Source organism: Agrobacterium sp. 16-172Ci, from assembly GCF_053522725.1.
This window is the reverse complement of the sequence record NZ_JBNWBW010000003.1, coordinates 196,728-213,638: the sequence shown is the minus strand read 5'-3', so window position 1 is coordinate 213,638 and position 16,911 is coordinate 196,728. Positions and strand designations below refer to the sequence as shown.

Sequence of the window (16,911 nt, the reverse complement as noted above, 5' to 3'; positions counted from 1 at the left end):
CAAAACGTAAAATAGATAATATTCGAATGGATAATCGAGAGATATCCATAGGGTATTCTTATTGACTTTGTAGTGATTGAGTGAAATTTCGTGAAAATATACGAATTGTGAGCGTTGTCATCAAAAATAAAAGGGGAATCTTCTATGATGAAGCACGCACTTTTGGCGTCATGCGCCATTGTGGTTTCGTTTGGAACGCATGCGGCAGAGGCCGCCACGATTACCTACGACGATAATTTCGGTGTGAAGACCGGCTGGCAGATGGCTTCCGACGACGCCTATCTCGGCTCGCGTGCGGGTTGTTTCGAAAGCTTGGTGCGTGTCGGTTATGACATGAAGCTGGAGCCAAGCCTTGCCGAGTCCTGGAAGCAGTCTGATCCCAAGGTGTGGGAATTCAAGCTGCGCAAGGGCGTCAAGTTCCAGAACGGCGAACCGCTCGATGCCAAGGCCGCGGTCAATGCACTCAGCAATCTCCTGAAAGCACCCGTGCCCGCCCGTGCCTTCTCTCCGAAGCTGATTGCCGCCGTCGAAGCTGGCGGCGATGATGTGGTGAAGATTACGACGATCGAACCCTCCGTGCTGCTGCCGGCGCAAATGGCAAGCCCCGCCACCTCCATCCTCGCTCCATCCGCCTATAAGGACGGCAAGGTCGATCCGATCGGAACCTGCACCGGACCTTTCAAGATCACCGAGGTCGATCCCAGCCAGCATATGGTTCTGACGGCCAATCACGACTATTGGGACGGCATGCCGAAACTTTCCGGCGGCCGTGTCAATTTCGTGCCCGATGCCGACACACGCGCCACCCAGGTCCGAACCGGGGAAGCGCAGGTTTCGCGGCTCGTGCCGCCATGGACGGTCAAGACTATCGAATCCACCGATGGCGTCAAGGTTGCGCCAATCCCGTCGCCGCGTATCACCGAGTTGCTGCTGAACAATTCAAAGCCGCCTTTCAACAATATCAAGGTGCGCCAGGCGATCCAGGCCGCCATCGATACGGGTGGTATCGCCGAGAGTATCTATGAAGGCGTGGTCAAGGGCGCGACCATGCCTTTTGCGGCCGGCGAACCGTGGGCTGCAAAGGAAACCAAACCCGCTTATGACGTGGAAAAAGCCAAGGACCTTCTGAAAGAGGCCGGCGTTGCACCCGGCAGCCTGAAGGTGACGCTCCTTGCCTATACCGCAAAGACCGAACTCAAGGACGTCGCGGCGATCATCCAGGCGCAGTTGCAGGAAATCGGCATCAAGGTCGATGTTCGCGTTGCCGATTACAGCGCCATTGAGCCCGACATGCTGGCCGGCAACTTCGACATGGCGCTGCTGTCTCGCGGTTACGCCACCGATGTCGCCGAACCGGCCGGTTTCCTGAATGCCGACTATACCTGCGGCGGCAGCTACAATATCTCGCACTATTGCAATGCGGAGACGGACAAGCTGATCAAATCCGCCTATTCGGCGGGCGAACCCACCAAGCGTTACGCCATTTACGGCGAAGCGGCGAAGAAGATTTATGACGAAGCCGTCTCCGTCTTCCTCATCCATGAGACCGTGTTCGATGCCTATTCGGCAAAGCTCGAAAACTACAAGCCGCATCCGCTGAACTATTTTGTCATGACCAAGGATCTGGCGACGAAGTAAGTTGGTGCGATGGTGCTGATTGAGAGGGACCCGGCTCGCAAGAGCCGGGTCTTTCTTGCGATAAGGCCCTTGAACCTCTCCTCCGTCATTCCGGCCCTGAGCCGGAATCCAGCCAGCCCAAGTCCTTGGGCTGAAAGGAATCTTCCCGCCGTACATACGCACGTCGGCTGGTTCCGGCTCAAGGTCGAAATGACGGAGGAGGGGAACAGACAGGTTCACAAGGCCGGTGTGACGGCATGTGGATGATTCGCTTCATTAAATTGGAAAAATCTCCTCCGTCATCCCTGATTGAAAGGGATAGGGCGTTCGCCATCGGGGAGGAAAGAGGGACGGATGCCGTCCAAAACCCGTCACATAATGCAGCGTGAAGCGGGGCAGATGGGGCGATCCGGCGGCCGCAGCGATGAAGCGCCGCCGGTATCTCTTCGGATCAGGCGCGTGCTTCGGGCGTATAGCCTGCAGCGGTGATGATTTCGGCAATACGTGCTGCATCGGAGACGCCGCCAACCACAACCGTGCGGCTTGCCGGATCGGCATGCACGGCAGCGCCGGGAACGGTCTTTTCGATCGCGCCCTTGATCACTCCGGCGCAGTGACCGCAGGTCATGTCTTCAACGTGAAAAGAAAGGTCTGCATCAACCGGTGCCGTGGTGGTTTCGGCATGATGCTGGTGAGCGGTGCACATAGGCGGTTCTCCATGGTTTGGAATTCTAACAGGAGGAGCCTGGACTATTCCAACGTGGGAAGGTCAAGCGCTTTATTCGCCGGCGCTCAACAAGTATGCCACGACATCAGCTGCGCCAGAAGATCGGCATCAGCAGCACCAGAACCGTCAGGATTTCCAGACGTCCGAGCAGCATCAGGACCGAGAGGAGATAAAGCGCGGGATCGCTGATTGTGGAGAAATTGCCTGCCGGGCCGATGATCGGGCCGATGCCGGGTCCGACATTGGCGAGCGAGGTCGCAACGGCCGAGGTGGCAGTCAGGAAATCGTAACCCATAAGGCTCATGGCAAGGCTGCCGGCGATCCACAGCGCGATGAAGCAGCTGACGAACAGGAAGATCGTCCGGATCGTATCGGGATCGACCACCTGCTGGCCGTAACGCACCGAATAGACCGCGTTCGGATAGATCAGCTTCTTCAGCCCGGCGCGCACCACGTTGAACATGATGAGAAAACGATAGGCCTTGATACCGCCCGCCGTCGAGCCGGAACAGCCACCGATGAAGGTGGCGAAAAAGGCGACGACGACGACGAAAGGCCCCCAGAGCGTATAGTCGTCGCTGGCAAAGCCGCCGGTCGAAAGGATCGAGGTCATATTGAAGAAGGAATGGCTGAGCGCGTCATCCAGCGGCACACCGTTCCTGAAATGATGGTAGACGCCAACCGCAATCGAGATTGCACAGAGATAACCGAGGAAAACGGCGATCTGCGGGTCGCGCAGAGTCTCCAGCCGGCGGCGCACCGCAAGCAGGATCATGACGGAGAAGGGCAGGCTGCCGAAGATCAGAAAGATGGTGGCGATCCACAGCAGCGCCGTATTGTTGAAATAGGCAAAAGACGCGTCATGGGTGGAAAAACCGCCGGTCGCGACCGTCGACATGGCATGGTTCAGCGCATCGAAATGCGACATGCCGGCAAAATCGTAAGCGATGGTACAGGCAAGCGTCATGATGATGTAAATGGCCACAAAAGCCCGGGTGAAGCTCGCGAGCCGCGCAAAAGGCCGGTCGTTGCCGGTGTCGGAAGATTCCATGCGGAAGAAGGTCATGCCGCCGACACGCAGCAGCGGCAGAATGAAGAGGCCAAGCGCCACGATACCGATACCGCCAAGCCAGCATAGCAGAGAACGCCACAGAAGGATGCCCTGCGGCGCGTTGTCGAGACCGGCAATGGCTGTAGACCCCGTCGTCGTAATCGCGGAAACGGATTCGAACAGCGCCTGGCCGAGCGTCAGGTTGAGTTCGGACAGGTAAAGCGGAACCGCGCCGACAATGGAAAACACCAGCCAGAGCAGGTTGACGAGCAGAAAGCCGAAACGTTTGTTGAAGGCCGCAATCGGACCGCGCGTCGCCAGCGCACAGGCAAGCGCAAAGCCCCCGCACATGAAACCCGACAGCGCAAACACCATCCAGTCGTCATTGCCGTAATAAAGATCGGTGAGCGCCGGCAGGAACATGGCCGTCGCCATGTAAAGCCCGAAGATGGACGCCACATATATGACCGAGCGCAGAAGGTTGCTGTTCAAGAAATGAAACCCGGAGTTTGTTGCCGCGCTGAAATGAGTCTTTGTCTCGGACGTCTTCCTATGGCATAGCGGGTGCCATTATGAATTTCAATGGATTGACTATCGTGGACAAGCAGCTTGTGGAAGCAGCGCGGCGAGAAGTGCGGGAAATATTCCCGGAAACGCCGTTGCAGTTGAATGAACATCTCAGCCGTCGATATGGCGCGTCGATTTGGCTGAAGCGTGAGGATCTGTCCCCGGTTCGTTCCTACAAGATTAGAGGCGCATTCAACTTCCTGCGCAAGGCGGTGGCCAAGGCCGGCAAAGGCAAGGTTTTCGTCTGCGCTTCAGCCGGAAACCATGCGCAGGGCTTTGCTTTCGCCTGCCGTCATTTCGGTGTTCAAGGCGTTGTTTTCATGCCGGTGACGACACCGCAGCAGAAGATCGAAAAGACCCGCATCTTCGGCGGCGAATTCATCAGCATCCGTCTGGTGGGCGATATATTCGACCAGTGTTATGCCGCCGCCCGCAAATATGTTGAGGACAATGACGGCTACATGGTGCCGCCCTTCGACCATGAGGACATCATCGAAGGCCAGGCGACGGTCGCCGCGGAAATCATGGATCAGCTTCCGGAAGGCACGAAGCCGGATATCGTCGTCATGCCCGTTGGCGGCGGCGGTCTTTCTGCCGGTCTATCGGGCTTTCTGGCCGGCACGGTCCGCAAGGAGAACTTCGTGTTCTGCGAGCCGGAAGGGGCGCCGAGCCTGAAGAAAAGCCTTGAACGCGGCGAACCGGTGACGCTGAACAAGGTCGATAATTTCGTCGACGGCGCCGCCGTCGCCCGCATCGGCGACCTGAACTTCAAGGCCCTGAAGGATTTTCCGGCCGAGCAGGTCATGCTCATCCCGGAAAACGCCATCTGCGTGACGATCATCGAGATGCTGAATCTCGAAGGCGTGGTGCTGGAGCCGGCCGGCGCGCTGGCAATTACCGCGCTGGAAAAGCTCGGCCGCGAGAGGCTGGAAGGCAAGACGGTCATCGCCGTGGTTTCCGGTGGCAACTTCGATTTCGAGCGCCTGCCGGATGTGAAGGAACGCGCCATGCGTTATACGGGCGTGAAGAAATACTTCATTCTTCGCTTGCCGCAGCGCCCCGGCGCGCTGCGCGATTTCCTCAACCTGCTCGGCCCGGACGACGATATCGCCCGTTTCGAATATCTGAAGAAATCGGCCCGCAATTTCGGTTCGATCCTGATCGGTATCGAAACCAGCGCGAAGGAGAATTTCGCCGGCCTGCTGGAACGTTTCGAAGCCGCTGGTCTCGGTTATGAGGACATCACCGAAAACGACATCCTGTCGAACCTGATCATCTGATCGGAAGAGGCAGGGAAGGGCGGATCGTCTCCGCCCTTCAAAACTGACATAGATTGAGGGAGTGAAAGCCATGGCATCGTTTTTTTCCAAAATCCTCTCGGCCTTCGGCTCCGGCCAGCCGTCCTCCGACGCGCCGCAGAAGGTCGCCCAGGCGGAGCCGCATGCGCATGGCGACTATCTGATCTATGCGACGCCGATCAAGGAAGGCGGCCAGTTCCGCCTGGCGGGCCGCATCGAAAAAAAGGCCGGCGATGAAGTGCTGGTGCATGAATTCGTGCGCGCCGACGTCTTCACCAGCATGGATGATGCGGTTGAGTTCACGATCCGCAAGGCAAAGCTCATCATCGACCAGAACGGCGCTTCGCTTTTCCCAGGAAAATGATGACGCTTTCTTGCCTCGGATATTAAGATTCCGTTGTTTGCTTCGGCCTATCCTCCTCAAAATGTGAAGCCACGCGCCACTGACGCCGCGCGGCGCGTATAGGTAAGGCATGCGCCGATGCAATGGGCAAATCTCGCCCTCTTTCTGACGGAAGCCGTCGTCTATTTCGCGGTAATGACGGCATTCCTTCATTACCGGCATATTCTCGGCATCGGTGTTTTTCTCACCGCGCTGGGCGTCATGCATTTTCTGGAAACCTACCTGGCGGCCGTATTTTACGTGCAGCTGCCTTTCGGTGTGGCATCGCCCGGCTCCTCGATCCTTTTTGCCGGCAAGCTGATGATGATCCTCATGCTCTATATGCGGGAGGACGCGGCGGTCGTTCGACAGCCGATCTACGGCCTGTTTCTCGGCAATATAGTGACCGTCATCATGGCGCAGATCATCCGTTTCCATCAGACGGTGGCGATCGTTCCCGGGCAGTCGGTCAGCACCGCATTTCTGGATGACATGGGCGTGCTGATGGTTTGGGGAACCAGCCTGCTTTATATCGACGCCATCGCCATCATCCTGTTTTACGAAAAACTGGGGCGTTATTTGCAGCGCCATATCGTACTGCGCTTTGCGATCTGCGGTGTCGTTATCCTGAGCTTCGATCAGGCGGGTTTTTATGGGGCGCTGCGATTGTTGTTCAACGCCCCTCTCGATGTCTTTTACGATGGCTGGAAGGCGAAGATGGCGGCAGTCGGCATCTATTCGCTGCTGTTTGCCACCTATCTCTGGCTGACATCGGCCAAGGGCCGCTTTCTGACACGCCGCAGCGTTGCCGATGTCTTTAACGATCTCACCTTCAGGGAACGTTACGAGGAGCTTCTGTCCCGCTCCGGACGCGATATGTTGACGGGCGTATCGGACCGCGCCCGCATGGAGCTCGATGCGCCCTCCGTCGTCGTGGAGTGCCTGGAGAAAAAGCGGCCGGTCAGCGTGCTGATTGTCGATATCGATCATTTCAAGACCGTCAACGATACGTTCGGACACCTGCAGGGCGATGATATCTTGCGGGAATTCGCCGCCGTCCTGAAGCGCGCGGTGCAGCCGCTGGGCCATCTCTACCGCTTTGGCGGTGAGGAATTCGTTGTCCTCCTGCCGGCAATGGCGCATGAAACGGCGCTGGCATTTTCGAACAATCTTCGGGCAGCGATCCTTGCGGACCTGCAGCGACCGGACGGTTCGCCGCTGACCGTCAGTATCGGCGTCGCCACCGCTTTCGAGGATGGACAGCTTTTCCGCGCGCTCCTATCGGAGGCCGATGCGCGGCTCTATGCGGCAAAAAATAACGGCCGGGACCAGGTCCACGGCCGTTACGGAATGTGGGTCGGCTGATACCGGCAACCCTGGCCGGCATCGCCCAGACATTCAAAGGCCTCAGGCGGCCTGCGCCAGCTCGGCAACCTTGGCTTCAGCGGCAGCCACAGCCTTTTCGACGGCTTCCGGACCGAATGCCAGGCCTTCGACATAGATGACTTCCACATCGGTCATGCCCATGAAGCCGAGAACGGTCTTCAGGTAAGGAACGGCATGGTTCATCGAGACCGCCGGGCCTTCGGAGTAAACGCCGGCCGCAGCCAGAACGATGTAGACCTTCTTGCCAGTGGCGAGGCCGACCGGGCCGGTTTCGGTGTATTTGAAGGTCTGGCCGGCGCGGGCGACATTGTCGATCCACGACTTCAGGCCGGAATAAATGTTGAAATTGATAAGGCCGGTGCCGATGACGACGGTGTCGGCGGCGAGAAGCTCGGTCACCAGCTTGTCGGAATAATCGGCGGCAACCGCTTCTTCGGCGGTGCGCTGGTCGGGCGCCTTGCGGATGGCGGCGGTCTTGACGGTGTCGAGATGCGGGATCGGGTCAGCAGCGAGATCGCGGTGGACAAGGGTGTTGGAAGCCGACTTGGCCTTCAGCTTGTTTGCGAGTTCACCGGCAAACTTGTTGGAAACCGATTCGTCGCCACGCGGGCTGGAGGTGATGAGAAGAATGTTGGACATGGTCTTTCCTTGCATATGCGATGAATTGACGGGCGCCTTGGGAGGGCGGGAGAGCACGATGCCCTTCCTTTGCGCTCTATATGAAAAATTACTGCCATCAAGAAAACTGTGATAATGTGGAAGCAATCTATCGATGAAATGGATGGGACATGGACGCGAACCCGACCCTCGATCAATTGCAGGTGTTTTTGACGGTTGCCGAGACCGGCAGTTTTTCCGCCGCGTCACGGGCGCTCAATCGCGCCCAGTCGGTGGTCAGCTACACCATCGCCAATCTCGAGGCGCAGCTTGAAGTGACGCTGTTCGAGCGCAGCGGCGTGCGTCAGCCGAAGCTGACGGATGAAGGCCGCGCCATGCTGGAGGATGCAAGGCGCATCGTCGCCGGCCTGCAGGAGATGCGCGCCCGCGCCAAGGGGCTGAAGCAGGGGCTTGAGGCGGAACTCTCGGTCGCCATCAGCACCATGGTGCCGGCGGAGGCCATGGTGGCCGTGCTGCGGGATTTTCGCCAGCAATTCCCAACCGTCACCCTCAGCCTCAATGTCGGCGAGCTGGGCATGGTCATGGAGATGGTGCTCTCCCGCAAGGCAGGTATCGGCATTGGCGGGGCGATGCTGCGCCAGGACGACGAACTCGTCGTCGAAAAGGTCGGCCATTCCTTCATGTTGCCGGTCGTCGCGTCGGATCACCCGCTGGCGCAGATCGAGCGGCCGCTGGGTCTTGCCGATGTGCGCGAGGAGGTTCAGCTTGTCGTAACCGATGCATCCGGCCTGACCAAGGGCCGCGATTTCAATGTGCTTTCTTACAAGACATGGCGGGTCAGCGACATCGCCACAAAATACCAGCTCATCAAGGGCGGTCTGGGCTGGGGCGGCCTGCCCGCATCGATCGTTCGTAACGACATCACCAATGGCAGCCTCAAGGCGCTTGAACTCGAGGCCTATGAACAGGGCGAATATCCGCTCTTTGCGCTGCGGCGGGTCGATTCACCCGCCGGCCCCGCCGGCCAATGGCTTGCCGAAGCATTTCAGCAACGCCTCTCTGCCTGCCCGAACCACAAGGATTTCAACGGGATGCTTGCGGCACACAAGCAGAGGAGCATTTCTGTCGCCGCTGAGTGACATTGTCTAACTATGTCTGGACCGAGCGGGGCCACCTTTTCCAAGGCGGGGAGAAGAAACGCGCGGCAACCTCGGCGCTATGCCAGCAAGGCCAATTGACGTGGGCGGGTCGCCTGCCTATACCTAAACCACGGTCAGCAGTTCACCGAGGCATCGCCGTCCCGCAAGGGAAGCTAAACCTGCATTCTTAAAGTTTGACAGCACTTATCCCGTGCCATGTCGGAAGCCGGCGATCAGCGACACCTTTTCGGAATGGCACTTGAGGGTAAGTCATGCCACGTTCGATCCTTTCCATTGATATCGCAGACCTCTCGACTTTCGCCAAATCCGTCCGCGAACAGATCGGCAGGCTGGACCGAAAGCCAAGCCATGTAGAGATGCTCAATCTTCTGAGCCGGGCTGCCGGGTTCCGAAATTTCCAGCATTTGCGAGCCTCGCGCGAGCCATCCGATGACAGCGGACCATCCCGGCCAGAGATGCTGCCGGCAGCCAATGAGGGCAGGGTGCTGAAGACCGTTCGTGTCTTCGACGCTGCCGGCCGGCTGATGCAATGGCCGGCCCGCCGCGCGCAGCAGGAACTGTGCCTCTGGTATCTATGGGCGAAAATTCCCGCCGGGCGGGGCTTTTCCGAGCGCGAATTCAGCAGCTTTCTGGATAGTCTGCACCTGTTCGGGGATGCGGCCATGCTGAGGCGCGACATGGTCGGCCTGAGGCTTATCCGCCGCAACCGCGATGGCAGCGATTATCGGCGCATAGAGCAGAAACCGCCATTGGAACTGCCGCTTCTGCTGCGAGCGCTCGGTGGACGCGATTGAGGGGATAGCCCTCGGTAGTGCCGATAGTTTCGACCAAACTCGGCGTTATCCTCGGGCTTGTCCCGAGGATCTGCTACGGATTGATTTAATTCGACGTGGTTAGATCCTTGGGACAAGCCCAAGGATGACGGCAGAGCTTCCCCCTGCCGCCAACAGCCGAAAGGCCGCAGCCCTCAAAGAACCAGACGGAACTTCGCGAAACCTTCCGCGCCGTCCCCGGCATCCTCGATCTTTGCGCCCTTGATATCGGCCGCGTAGTGGCGGCCCCTGGGGCCGGTTTCGAAGATCGCCGTGGTATTGGCCACCGGCGCGAAGGACCAGTTGGCATCCGCAGACGGGTTGATGGTGCCCTGATCGATGATATAGCGCACGATCACGTCGCGGTTGGTATCGGGGGCCACGAAGATCACCTTGTCGCCGGCGATATCGGGGAATTTACCGCCGCCGCTGGCGCGGTAATTATTGGTCGCCACCACGAATTTCTGCTCGGGATCGATCGGCTTGCCTTCAAATTGCAGGTTGACGATGCGGTTGCTGTCCGGGTTGATGGCCTTGCCATCCTTGTCGAATTTCGCCGGTTTGGAAATGTCGATCTGATAGGTCACGCCGTCGATGACATCGAAATTATAGGACGGGAAATCCGCATTCAGCAGCGGCGCATCCTTTGCGCCGGCCTCGACCGTATTGAACATGCCGGCCGACATTTCCAGCCAGTTCTTTACCTGCGCACCGTTGATCAGCACCGCCTGCACCGTGTTGGGGTAGAGGTAGAGATCGGCGACGTTCTTGATGGCGATGTCACCGGCGGGGACATCGGTATAATAATCCGCACCGCCGCGACCGCCGGACTTGAAGGGGGCTGCCGCCGAAAGCACGGGCAGATCCTTATATTGCCCTTCCTTCAGCATGTCCTTGATGTACCAGGTCTGGGCATTGGAGACGATCTGTACGGAAGGATCGTCGGCCACCAGCGCGAAATAGGAATAGAGCGGCGCGGAGGTCTTGCCGACGGGACGGCGCACATAGGCGAGGGCCGCCTCGTGATCGGCCTTGGCGGCGGCGAGAACTTCCGCCTTGTCCGTGAAATCGGCGACGACCTTGCGGTTTTCGTCGCGGTGGTAGATCGGCCGGGCTTCGGAGGTGAAGTCGACGATCTTCCAGCTCTTGCCGTCCTTTTCGAGCAGCAGGTCGATGAGGCCCATATGCGAGCCCCAGAAACCGGCCATTACCGCCGGCTTGCCCATCAGCGTGCCCTTGACGGCATCCGCACCCTCAATGCCGTCCCAGGTCTTCGGACCGGGGAAGACCAGATGCTGGTGGCCGGTGAAGATCGCGTCGATGCCTTCGACACCCGCCAGATAAAGCGAGGCGTTTTCCATGCGCTCGGTCTGGCCCTTGCCGTCGATACCGGAATGGGAAAGGGCGATGACGATATCCGCACCTTCCTCCTTCATGACTGGAACCCAGGCTTTTGCCGCCTCGACGATATCGCGCGTCTGCGCCTTGCCCTCGAGGTTCTTGGAATCCCACATCATGATCTGCGGCGGCACGAAGCCGATGATGCCGACCTTGACAGGGCTCGTCACGCCGCCGCCGTCGCGGATCTGCTTTTCCAGAATGACATAGGGCTTGAAAAACAGCTCGTCGTTCTTCGGATCGGAAGCAAGCTGGCCCTTGGTGAGGTTGGCGCAGACGTAAGGGAAACCCGCACCCGCCAGCGTGTTCGACATATAGTCGAGACCGTAATTGAATTCGTGGTTGCCGAGCGTGCCGCAATCGTAACCCAGCACGTTCATGGCGTTGATCACGGGGTGCTTGTCGCCGGCCTTCATGCCGCGCTCATAGGCGATATAGTCGCCGAGCGGGTTGCCCTGCAGGAAGTCGCCATTGTCCACCAGCATCGAGTTTCCGGCTTCGGCGCGGATGGTGTCTATGATCGAGGCCGTGCGCGCCAGTCCCATCGTGTCGTTCGGCTTGTCGGCGTAATAATCATAGGGAAAGACGTGAACATGGATATCGGTCGTTTCCATGATGCGCAGATGCGCCTGGTTGGCCGCCGCACGCGCAGCAAAAGGGTGCAGCATCACCAGCGCCGAGGAGGCTGCGATGCCGCCCAGAAGCGAACGCCGGGTAATGGGGTGGAGAGCGAGAAGCGACGACATGGGAACTCCTTCGGATGAAGCTTGCTCTGTCTTGAAAAAATGACAGGGTAGAAGCAATCGCAGAGGAGTCCATCACCAAAATGACAGGCCCGTGACAGATGGACCGGTTTTCAACCGTTTGATAAATTTTTTATCACGGGCGTGCGGCGCAGGTGTCGCCGCACCGGAGAATGCGCATCCTACGTTCTTTGCATTGCTGCGCTTTAGATCAGCGGGCCAGCGTCGGTTTCACTTCTTCGTGGAAGAAGCGGAAATAGGAGGAAAGCTGCGCCAGCGTGTTGGTGGAAAGCTTGAGCTGCAGGCCGAGGCGGTTCATGTGCTGCCATTGCACGACGCCCTCGATGAAGCCGAGATCCTCACTCTGCACCTTGACCCGGCTGCCCTTGGCGGCGGCGAAAGGTCCATCCAGCTCGAGCGCCATTCCGGTGGCGGAAAGATCGACCACACGCCCTCTGGTCGACTGGCTGAAATAATGCACGGTCGCAAAAATCCTGGTCTTGCTGCGGGGCGCGGTCCGGGTCGCCATATTAAGGTTGTTTGTCATTTTGCTGCTCAAATCAATTGTTTCCGATACCTGCATCATGGCGCGAAAAACTTGAGAGCCGTTTAGTTCTTCTCTTAAAATTGCATGTAATTGCCGATTATGCTGTGTCGATACGGCACTGATAGCAATTATTGCGGGCGGAGCGCACATGCACATAAGCGACATCCGCGCGCTCCAGAAGGTGCCGCGCGCGCGAAACGATCTCGCCTGTGGCCGTCACCGCGCCGGTGCCGTAGACGATGCGGCCATCGGCTCCATAACCGCGCACGATATAATCGGGGCTGTCCAGCATCGGCGGAATGGCCTGCGTCTGCGGATAGCGCTCACAGGCGTCGGCATGCAGAAACACCGGGCCTGTTTCCGCATAGGGCTGCAGCGAGGGAAAGGGCCGGTAGGCGAGGATCAGCATCCCTTCGCCTTCCCCGATCTGGGAAAGGCAGTGGCGGCAGGGCATGCCGCCGGGAGAAACGGCTCTCTCCGGCGGATTGCCATAGGCGTCGGCGGCTCCCGCCCGGTAGGCTTCGGCTTCCTTAGCCGGCATTGCAGTGAAAACGAGATCGGTCATGACGGAGACCTCCTGGGTTGGGTTCGGCGTTGCTTCTTTGCAGCTATGGTCCCGAAACGGATCACTATCCACCCGATTCTTGACAGGCGATGCAACCAGCCCATTGCGTGACTCGTTAGCTTCGGGAATCAGTGACGCTCCTCGTTCCCGGAAGGTCTGATTTTATGTTCCGTCGTTTTCTGGCCGCCGTTCCGCTGGCTTTCGTTTCATTGACGGCTCCGCTTGAGGCCGAGGCGCAGGTCGCTTCCGGTCTCGATGGCCTGTCCGACGAACAGCTTCAGCAGGCGGTCAATTTCGTCATCGGCAATGCGATCTTCTCGCTTTATCACGAGGGCGCGCGCATGCTGATCTCGGATTTCGGAACGGCGGACACGGCAAGTGTGCAGGCGCCGGCCGATCAACTGGCTGGCACGCTCATCCTCCAGGCCAACGAGGAATGGCTCGACACCGCGCTCGTCAATGCCACGGACAGCTGGTATCTGGCGCGTGAGGCGGAGACCTTGCCTGAGCATGAAGCCCCGGTCTTCTCCGCGCTGGTGCCCGACAGGAGCCGAGATCGCAACATGGCCTGCCTGATGGTCGGCCGTGACAAGGACGGTTATGGCGATCTGGCCGCCATGATGGGGCTCAACAATGCCGAATTCGACAAATGCGCCGCCGCCTATCCGGGCGTTGCTTCGGCCTGGGAGAATTTTCTGAGCCCCCACCGCAGCCAGACCCCTTCCAGATTCTCCGTCAGCTACGTGCCGCCGCGCGACCCGGAGCTTGAGCCCTACGCCATCATGATCAAGGAATCGAAGGTTCTCGATCTCATCAGCCGCAGTTTTAGCGGCTATGGCTTGAAGGGGGACGTCAGGCTGACGGCCAAGTCCTGCGGCCGTCCCGACGTCTACTGGTCGGCGGAAAAGCGCGAGATCACCTATTGCTATGAACTCGGCAAGTTCCAGGCGGAACTGATTGCCGATCACCTGTTAAACACCGTCACGGAAGACAAGGGCGCTGCCGGCGGGCAAATCCCGACGGCCGCCGCTAATCTGGAACGGGAAATCTGAAGCCGGATTGCCGAACGCTGGCAATCTGGCTTCCCGATATGGGAGGAGAGTGCCGTGCCAAAGGTTGTCGTTCGCAATTTCGCCATCTCGCTTGACGGATACGGCGCGGGCCCAGACCAGAGCCTGCAGAACCCGCTGGGTGTGAACGGCGAGGAGCTGCACCAATGGGCTTTCAAGACCCGCACCTTTCATCGCATGTTCGGCAAGGACGGCGGCTCGACCGGGACGGACGAGGATTTTTCCGAAAAGAGCTTCGAAAATATCGGCGCCTGGATTTTAGGGCGCAACATGTTCGGGCCGGTGCGCGGCGCATGGCCGGATGAAAACTGGAAGGGCTGGTGGGGCGAAGAGCCGCCATATCACGTTCCAGTTTTCGTCATGACGCACCATGCGCGCCCGTCCTTCGAGATGAAGGGCGGCACCGTATTCCATTTCGTGACCGACGGTATCGAGGCGGCGCTCGACATGGCGCTGAAGGCGGCAAATGGAAGGGATGTCCGCATCGGCGGCGGCGTTTCGACCATCCGGCAATATATGGCGGCGGGCATGATCGATGAGCTGCATCTGGCGCTGGCGCCGGTTTTTCTCGGCAAGGGTGAACATTTGTTCGAGGGGATGGACCTGCCCGCGCTCGGTTACCGCTGTACCGGGACCGTTGCGGGCGAGGGCGCTACCCATCTGATTATCGACAGGGCATGAATGCTGCGCCGTTAAAGGTATCCCCACCAACATTGCGCAGCGGTTCCTGCGCTGACATTTCCCTCACGCACTCCTTATCGGAGAATGGCAAGCGCTGCTCTCAAGGGCGCTACTCAGTTGCGCAGCGATATCTCCAGAAGCTCGGTATCGGCAAGCGGCTCCACCCAGGCCTCATAGGTGCCGACGGGCGAAAAGCCCATCATCTGGTAAAGCTGCAGCGCGCGCGGATGGTCGAGCGTGTTGGTGGTCACCGTCACCCGTTGTGGATTGTCCTGCCAGGCGGCGTAAAGCGCCTGCAACAGGAACCACTTGCCGACGCCTGCACCGATCGCCTCTTCGAGCAGCCCGAAATAGGAAAGCTCGGTCACCTCGTCGCTCGCCTTGTTCAGTTCGAAGAAACCGGCGGGCGCACCGTTCATATAAAGAACCGTAACGCTGTTTTTCGGATCGCGCAGAATGGCGGAAAGCTCCGCATCGCTCATGCGCATGCGCTTTTGCCAGTGCCAGCGTTTCCCCACCCGCCAGTAGAGATAGCGGTAGAAATGCAGGGGAATATTGTTGACCCGCATCAGCGCCGTCTGGATGTTGACCGGGATCGGCAGGCTGACCTTGGGCGGAGCCGTCATTTCCAGCTGCGTCACATGCGCCTTCAGCGGTCCGTGCGACAATGTGGGGATTGCGTCTGCCGGACCGGTAACCACCGGCGTATCCTGCAATCCGCCCCATTCCGACCATGAGCCGTCGTAAAGCGAATTATCCTTGTGACCGAGCGATTCCAGCGCAAGCGTAATAACGGCGGCGGTGACGCCCGAGCCGCAACTGGTGACGACGGGCTTCGAAAGATCGATGCCGGCATCGGTCACCATCTTGCGGATGGCGGTGAGGTCCTTGAAGTGGCCGTTTTCGGAAAAGGCTGTCGCGGGCAGGCTGCGCGCGCCGGGCATGTGGCCGGAGCGCATGCCAGCACGCGGCTCGGCCTCGTCGCCGGTAAAGCGTCCGGCGCCACGGGCGTCGGCAATCTGTTTTTCGCCGCTGTCGACAATGCCGCGCATGGCGTCAAGCGAGGTCACGCGCTTCTCGTTGAAATCAGGCGTAAAGGTTGCCGGCTCGATTTCCGGCGTGCCGGTTTCGAGCGGGCGGCCTTCGCGTTTCCAGCCATCGAGGCCGCCATCCAGCACATAGGCCTTGCGCACGCCCATCACCCGCAGCATCCACCATACGCGTGGCGCGGAAAAGAAGCCGGGGCCATCGTAAACCACGATCGTATCGGTGTCGCTGAGGCCAAGCGCACCGGCCTGTTCCGCGAAGAATTCCGGCGAGGGCAGGGAATGCGGCAGGCCGGTGGTATGATCGGCGATCTTGTCCTGATCGAAGAATACCGCACCGGGCAGGTGACCCGCCGCATATTCTTCCGCGCCGTTGCGCTTGTGCGCCGGCAGATACCAGGAGGCATCAACGACACGAAACCCGGCCGTGCCGAGCTGTTTTTCCACCCAGTCCGCCGAAACGACGAAACGGCTCTTATCCGTGCTCACGATGTTTCTCCCAATCTCAGGCAACAGCTTCAGGCGCGCCGAAACGAATGCGGAACCGCCTGTTCTCCTTGCCTTTCTTTTCTATCTTGGCAATGTGAATATCGCCCACTTCCTGCGTTTCGGAAACATGGGTGCCGCCGCAGGGCTGGCTGTCGATGCTGGAATTTTCGCCGATGCAGACGAGGCTGACCCGGCCAAGGCCCATTGGCGGGCGCACATTCTTGGATTTGACGATGCCCGGATTGGCCTGCAGCTCCTCGTCGGTGATCCATTGCAGGAAGACGGGATGGTTGGCTTTCACCAGCTCCATAAGCTTTGCCGTGACTTCGTCCTTGTCGATGGTCTCGGACATGTCGAAATCGACACGCGATTCATCCTCGCCGACGGCGGCTCCGGTGATCGGCCACTGGCAGACGACGGAGAGCAGATGGCAGGCGGTGTGCATCCTCATCAGCTTGTAGCGACGCGGCCAGTCCACATGCAGGGTGAGTTTTTCGCCGACTTCAGGAGAAGGCTGGCCTTCGAGCGGCACATGGATGATCACGCTCTTGTCGGCGCCGTTTTTGGTGATACCGAGTTCGATGCGTGAACCATCGGCCCGCTCGAGAAAACCGCTATCACCGGGTTGGCCGCCGGAGGTGGCGTAAAAGCATGTCTGGTCCAGTTCTATGCCGCCATCCTCATGCACCGCCGTGACGATCGCTTCTGCGGTGGAAAGATAAAAATCGTCACGGAACAGGGCATTCACAGGCAT

At 59.2% G+C, this 16,911-nt stretch carries 16 protein-coding genes; 8 read left to right on the top strand and 8 right to left on the bottom strand.

The genetic code is table 11. From position 1 onward, the window contains the following. The first annotated feature begins 144 nt into the window (after nucleotides 1-144). Nucleotides 145-1,638: an ABC transporter substrate-binding protein gene (locus ACQZ40_RS05805; RefSeq protein WP_271045050.1), complete on the top strand. Its 1,494-nt coding sequence runs from the start codon at nucleotides 145-147 to the stop codon at nucleotides 1,636-1,638. Nucleotides 1,639-2,068: 430 nt separating this feature from the next. On the opposite strand, the gene ACQZ40_RS05800 is transcribed toward ACQZ40_RS05805, so the two are convergent. Together ACQZ40_RS05800 and ACQZ40_RS05795 are read right to left on the bottom strand one after the other, a co-directional pair. Continuing rightward, the gene (locus tag ACQZ40_RS05800; protein ID WP_003521591.1) at nucleotides 2,069-2,323 is read right to left on the bottom strand and encodes a heavy-metal-associated domain-containing protein; all 255 of its coding nucleotides are present in this window, start codon (nucleotides 2,321-2,323) and stop codon (nucleotides 2,069-2,071) included. Between the two features lie 106 nt (nucleotides 2,324-2,429). After that, on the bottom strand, nucleotides 2,430-3,887 hold the full coding sequence (locus tag ACQZ40_RS05795; RefSeq protein WP_448747553.1) for a TrkH family potassium uptake protein: 1,458 nt from the start codon (nucleotides 3,885-3,887) through the stop codon (nucleotides 2,430-2,432). An 80-nt stretch (nucleotides 3,888-3,967) separates the two neighbouring features. On the opposite strand from ACQZ40_RS05795, the gene ilvA reads away from it, so the two are divergent. The 3 genes from ilvA (at nucleotide 3,968) to ACQZ40_RS05780 (ending at nucleotide 7,007) form a co-directional block, all read left to right on the top strand. Then, nucleotides 3,968-5,242, top strand: coding sequence for a threonine ammonia-lyase (ilvA, locus tag ACQZ40_RS05790; RefSeq protein WP_065654028.1), 1,275 nt, complete (start codon nucleotides 3,968-3,970; stop codon nucleotides 5,240-5,242). Between the two features lie 70 nt (nucleotides 5,243-5,312). Then, the gene (locus tag ACQZ40_RS05785) at nucleotides 5,313-5,624 is read left to right on the top strand and encodes an HlyU family transcriptional regulator (RefSeq protein ID WP_065654027.1); all 312 of its coding nucleotides are present in this window, start codon (nucleotides 5,313-5,315) and stop codon (nucleotides 5,622-5,624) included. A 117-nt stretch (nucleotides 5,625-5,741) separates the two neighbouring features. Then, nucleotides 5,742-7,007 (top strand): GGDEF domain-containing protein, encoded by a 1,266-nt coding sequence (locus ACQZ40_RS05780; protein ID WP_125145920.1) that lies wholly within the window; start codon nucleotides 5,742-5,744, stop codon nucleotides 7,005-7,007. 42 nt (nucleotides 7,008-7,049) lie between these two features. Here the strand turns inward: ACQZ40_RS05780 and ACQZ40_RS05775 are convergent, their stop codons facing one another. Next, on the bottom strand, nucleotides 7,050-7,667 hold the full coding sequence (locus tag ACQZ40_RS05775) for an FMN-dependent NADH-azoreductase (protein WP_003521585.1): 618 nt from the start codon (nucleotides 7,665-7,667) through the stop codon (nucleotides 7,050-7,052). A 149-nt stretch (nucleotides 7,668-7,816) separates the two neighbouring features. On the opposite strand from ACQZ40_RS05775, the gene ACQZ40_RS05770 reads away from it, so the two are divergent. Both ACQZ40_RS05770 and ACQZ40_RS05765 read left to right on the top strand, forming a co-directional pair. Beyond that, nucleotides 7,817-8,785, top strand: a complete 969-nt coding sequence (locus tag ACQZ40_RS05770) for a LysR family transcriptional regulator (RefSeq protein ID WP_003521584.1) — start codon at nucleotides 7,817-7,819, stop codon at nucleotides 8,783-8,785. Nucleotides 8,786-9,057: 272 nt separating this feature from the next. After that, nucleotides 9,058-9,600: a DUF2087 domain-containing protein gene (locus ACQZ40_RS05765; RefSeq protein WP_271045052.1), complete on the top strand. Its 543-nt coding sequence runs from the start codon at nucleotides 9,058-9,060 to the stop codon at nucleotides 9,598-9,600. A gap of 173 nt (nucleotides 9,601-9,773) precedes the next feature. On the opposite strand, the gene ACQZ40_RS05760 is transcribed toward ACQZ40_RS05765, so the two are convergent. The 3 genes from ACQZ40_RS05760 to ACQZ40_RS05750 form a co-directional block, all read right to left on the bottom strand. Then, on the bottom strand, nucleotides 9,774-11,762 hold the full coding sequence (locus tag ACQZ40_RS05760) for a bifunctional 2',3'-cyclic-nucleotide 2'-phosphodiesterase/3'-nucleotidase (RefSeq protein WP_448747552.1): 1,989 nt from the start codon (nucleotides 11,760-11,762) through the stop codon (nucleotides 9,774-9,776). A 208-nt stretch (nucleotides 11,763-11,970) separates the two neighbouring features. Continuing rightward, nucleotides 11,971-12,306 (bottom strand): PilZ domain-containing protein, encoded by a 336-nt coding sequence (locus tag ACQZ40_RS05755; RefSeq protein ID WP_003502271.1) that lies wholly within the window; start codon nucleotides 12,304-12,306, stop codon nucleotides 11,971-11,973. Nucleotides 12,307-12,403: 97 nt separating this feature from the next. Further along, nucleotides 12,404-12,871, bottom strand: coding sequence for a DUF1203 domain-containing protein (locus ACQZ40_RS05750; protein ID WP_271045054.1), 468 nt, complete (start codon nucleotides 12,869-12,871; stop codon nucleotides 12,404-12,406). Nucleotides 12,872-13,035: 164 nt separating this feature from the next. Between ACQZ40_RS05750 and ACQZ40_RS05745 the strand changes: the two genes are divergently transcribed. Together ACQZ40_RS05745 and ACQZ40_RS05740 are read left to right on the top strand one after the other, a co-directional pair. Next, nucleotides 13,036-13,923, top strand: coding sequence for a DUF4344 domain-containing metallopeptidase (locus tag ACQZ40_RS05745; protein ID WP_448747551.1), 888 nt, complete (start codon nucleotides 13,036-13,038; stop codon nucleotides 13,921-13,923). A gap of 54 nt (nucleotides 13,924-13,977) precedes the next feature. Next, nucleotides 13,978-14,622 (top strand): dihydrofolate reductase family protein, encoded by a 645-nt coding sequence (locus tag ACQZ40_RS05740; protein ID WP_174035893.1) that lies wholly within the window; start codon nucleotides 13,978-13,980, stop codon nucleotides 14,620-14,622. Between the two features lie 113 nt (nucleotides 14,623-14,735). On the opposite strand, the gene sseA is transcribed toward ACQZ40_RS05740, so the two are convergent. Together sseA and ACQZ40_RS05730 are read right to left on the bottom strand one after the other, a co-directional pair. Continuing rightward, entirely contained in the window at nucleotides 14,736-16,157 is a 1,422-nt protein-coding gene (gene sseA / locus ACQZ40_RS05735) for a 3-mercaptopyruvate sulfurtransferase (RefSeq protein ID WP_078054044.1), read from the bottom strand. Between the two features lie 16 nt (nucleotides 16,158-16,173). Next, nucleotides 16,174-16,911 (bottom strand): alanyl-tRNA editing protein, encoded by a 738-nt coding sequence (locus ACQZ40_RS05730; protein WP_065654018.1) that lies wholly within the window; start codon nucleotides 16,909-16,911, stop codon nucleotides 16,174-16,176.

Excerpts from the sequence above, each read along its gene's own strand:
- ACQZ40_RS05805 (WP_271045050.1), top strand. The coding sequence starts at position 145 with ATGATGAAGCACGCACTTTTGGCGTCATGCGCCATTGTGGTTTCGTTT.
- ACQZ40_RS05800 (WP_003521591.1), bottom strand. The coding sequence starts at position 2,323 with ATGTGCACCGCTCACCAGCATCATGCCGAAACCACCACGGCACCGGTT.
- ilvA (WP_065654028.1), top strand. The coding sequence starts at position 3,968 with ATGAATTTCAATGGATTGACTATCGTGGACAAGCAGCTTGTGGAAGCA.
- ACQZ40_RS05785 (WP_065654027.1), top strand. The coding sequence starts at position 5,313 with ATGGCATCGTTTTTTTCCAAAATCCTCTCGGCCTTCGGCTCCGGCCAG.
- ACQZ40_RS05780 (WP_125145920.1), top strand. The coding sequence starts at position 5,742 with ATGCAATGGGCAAATCTCGCCCTCTTTCTGACGGAAGCCGTCGTCTAT.
- ACQZ40_RS05775 (WP_003521585.1), bottom strand. The coding sequence starts at position 7,667 with ATGTCCAACATTCTTCTCATCACCTCCAGCCCGCGTGGCGACGAATCG.
- ACQZ40_RS05770 (WP_003521584.1), top strand. The coding sequence starts at position 7,817 with ATGGACGCGAACCCGACCCTCGATCAATTGCAGGTGTTTTTGACGGTT.
- ACQZ40_RS05765 (WP_271045052.1), top strand. The coding sequence starts at position 9,058 with ATGCCACGTTCGATCCTTTCCATTGATATCGCAGACCTCTCGACTTTC.
- ACQZ40_RS05760 (WP_448747552.1), bottom strand. The coding sequence starts at position 11,762 with ATGTCGTCGCTTCTCGCTCTCCACCCCATTACCCGGCGTTCGCTTCTG.
- ACQZ40_RS05755 (WP_003502271.1), bottom strand. The coding sequence starts at position 12,306 with ATGACAAACAACCTTAATATGGCGACCCGGACCGCGCCCCGCAGCAAG.
- ACQZ40_RS05750 (WP_271045054.1), bottom strand. The coding sequence starts at position 12,871 with ATGACCGATCTCGTTTTCACTGCAATGCCGGCTAAGGAAGCCGAAGCC.
- ACQZ40_RS05745 (WP_448747551.1), top strand. The coding sequence starts at position 13,036 with ATGTTCCGTCGTTTTCTGGCCGCCGTTCCGCTGGCTTTCGTTTCATTG.
- ACQZ40_RS05730 (WP_065654018.1), bottom strand. The coding sequence starts at position 16,911 with ATGCCTGTGAATGCCCTGTTCCGTGACGATTTTTATCTTTCCACCGCA.